The following is a 2,806-nucleotide window of genomic DNA, read 5'->3' on the forward strand; positions in this document are numbered from 1 at the left end:
CCGCTACGGCCTCCCGGCGCTCGCCGCCGCCCTCGCCGTGGCCTGCGCCGTCGACCAGGAAGTCGCCGACGCGGGCCACCTCATCGCCCAGCTCCTCGGCGCCCTGGCCGCCCGCTCGCCCTGGCTGCGCCGGCGCGCCGTCCGGACGCCCGCCCGAGCCGTACCGGCACGCACCCACCGCACACCCACCGGGTGAACGACGGGCACCCTCGGTTCACCCCCCACCGCAGCTCGGCCGCTATCATGCGCGGACGTTCGATTGGCTGCACCGCTCCACCGGTTGACAGCCGCTCAGCTCAGTGGAGGGGACCGGATGTTCAACACCGACGGCACCAACGGGACGGACGTCCCGACCGATCTCCAGACGGGCCGCCCGCACCCGGCGCGGATCTACGACTACTGGCTCGGCGGCAAGGACAACTTCCCGTCGGACCGGGCCGCGGCCGAGCACGCGATCGCCGCCTCGCCCGACATCCCGCAGGCGGCCCGGGAGAACCGCGCCTTCCTGCGCCGCGCCGTCCGGCTCTGCGTCGAGGCCGGCGTCCGCCAGTTCATCGACATCGGCTCGGGCCTGCCCGCCCGGGGCAACGTCCACGAGATCGCCCAGGAGCTCGCCCCGGACGCGCGCGTCGTCTACATCGACAACGACCCGATCGTCCTCGCCCACGGCCGCGCCCTGCTCGCGGACAACCGCAGCACCACCGTCCTGACCGGCGACCTGCGCGACGTCGAGGAACTGCTGGACCGCGCCGAACTGCGCTCGCTGATCGACCTGTCGCAGCCCGTCGCCGTCCTCCTGCTCGCCGTCCTGCACTTCGTGGACGACGCCCAGGCCGCCTCCGCCGTCCGGGCCGTGCACGACCGCGTCGCGCCGGGCAGCCACCTGCTGCTCTCGCACAGCACCGCCGAGGGCAACCCGCAGCGGGCCGAGGAGGTCGCGAAGACCTGGCAGAACGCGTCCTCCCAGATCACCCTGCGGGGCCGCGCCGCGGTCGAGGGCTACTTCGACGGCTGGGAACTGCTGGAGCCCGGCGTCGACTTCGTCCCGCTCTGGCGCCCGGAGGGCTCCACGGCGAACACCACGCGCTGGATGTACGCGGGCGTCGGCCGCAAGGCCTGACGCCGCCCGTGTCCCGGTGCGGATCACGCCCGACGGCACCGGCCCGTCGGGCGGACCCGGCCGCCACGTTCGTATTGTCTTGCGGTACTCTGCAAACCTATGCCAGGGTGACGGTGTCGGACACCAGTGCCGAAACGTCCCACACGTCGCTAGTTCGAAGGCCCGCGCCGCGGGTCCAGGGGTGCACGCATGTCGAAGGTCTTGAGCAAGCTGCCGGTCGGTGAACGGATCGGCATCGCATTCTCCGGTGGGTTGGACACCTCCGTCGCGGTCGCGTGGATGCGCGAGCACGGCGCCGTCCCCTACGCGTACACGGCGGACATCGGCCAGTACGACGAGCCGAACCTCGCCGACGTCCCCGCGCGCGGCCGCGCCTACGGCGCCGAGCAGGCCCGCCTGGTGGACTGCCGGGCCGCGCTGGTCGAGGAGGGCCTGGCCGCGCTCGCGTGCGGCGCCTTCCACATCCGCTCCGCCGGGCAGACGTACTTCAACACCACCCCGCTCGGCCGCGCCGTGACGGGCACCCTGCTGGTCCGCGCCATGCAGGAGGACGAGGTCTCGATCTGGGGCGACGGCTCCACCTACAAGGGCAACGACATCGAGCGGTTCTACCGCTACGGTCTGCTCGCCAACCCCAGCCTGCGGATCTACAAGCCGTGGCTGGACCAGCGGTTCGTCTCCGAGCTCGGCGGCCGCAAGGAGATGTCGGAGTGGCTCGCCGAGCGCGACCTGCCCTACCGCGACTCCGCCGAGAAGGCCTACTCCACCGACGCCAACATCTGGGGCGCCACCCACGAGGCCAAGCGCCTGGAGTATCTGGACGCGTCGATGGAGATCGTCGCCCCGATCATGGGCGTCCCCTTCTGGGACCAGTCCGTCGACATCCAGGCCGAGGACGTCACCGTCGAGTTCGAGTTCGGCCGCCCGGTCCGGATCAACGGGCGGGTGTTCGCCGACGACGTCGAGCTGGTGCACGAGGCCAACCGCATCGGCGGCCGGCACGGCCTCGGCATGTCGGACCAGATCGAGAACCGCATCATCGAGGCCAAGAGCCGCGGCATCTACGAGGCCCCGGGCATGGCGCTGCTGCACACCGCCTACGAGCGGCTGCTCAACGCGATCCACAACGAGGACACCCTCGCCACCTACCACACCCAGGGCCGCCGCCTCGGCCGCCTGCTGTACGAGGGCCGCTGGTTCGACCCGCAGGCGCTCATGCTGCGCGACAGCCTGCAGAAGTGGGTCGGCCAGGCCGTCACCGGCAGCGTCACCCTGCGCCTGCGCCGCGGCCAGGACTACTCGGTGATCGACACCCAGGGTCCGAACTTCAGCTACCACCCCGAGAAGCTGTCCATGGAGCGCAGCGTCGACGCCGCGTTCGTCCCGGACGACCGCATCGGCCAGCTGACCATGCGCAACCTCGACATCGCCGACTCGCGCAGCAAGCTGGAGCAGTACGCCACGCACGGTCAGCTCGCCCCCTGGAGCGGCCTGATCGGCGAGCTCGCCCCGGGCGGCGCGGCGCCGATCGCGGCGGCCAGCCACGACGCCGAGGCGGTCGCGGCCGAGTCCACCGCGCTCGACCAGGCGGCCATCGAGTCCGGCACCGACTGATCCCGGCAGATCCCCGCACGCCCGTCCGGGGGCCGTGGCACCGCGCGTGCCACGGCCCACGGCCGTGTCCTG

General features: G+C 72.3%; 2 protein-coding genes and 1 pseudogene. All 3 read left to right on the forward strand.

Going from position 1 to position 2,806, the window contains the following annotated elements; translation table 11 throughout:
* Nucleotides 1-196 (forward strand): annotated as a pseudogene (locus AB0O00_RS34445) (hypothetical protein); the annotation flags it as partial.
* A 117-nt stretch (nucleotides 197-313) separates the two neighbouring features.
* A complete protein-coding gene (locus AB0O00_RS34450; RefSeq protein ID WP_363658570.1) occupies nucleotides 314-1,120 on the forward strand; it encodes an SAM-dependent methyltransferase in 807 nt (268 codons plus the stop codon).
* Between the two features lie 189 nt (nucleotides 1,121-1,309).
* Nucleotides 1,310-2,734 (forward strand): argininosuccinate synthase, encoded by a 1,425-nt coding sequence (argG, locus tag AB0O00_RS34455; protein ID WP_363658572.1) that lies wholly within the window; start codon nucleotides 1,310-1,312, stop codon nucleotides 2,732-2,734.
* Nucleotides 2,735-2,806: the final 72 nt, after the last annotated feature.

This window comes from Kitasatospora sp. NPDC093558 (genome assembly GCF_040683475.1).
Taxonomy (GTDB): Bacteria; Actinomycetota; Actinomycetes; order Streptomycetales; family Streptomycetaceae; genus Kitasatospora.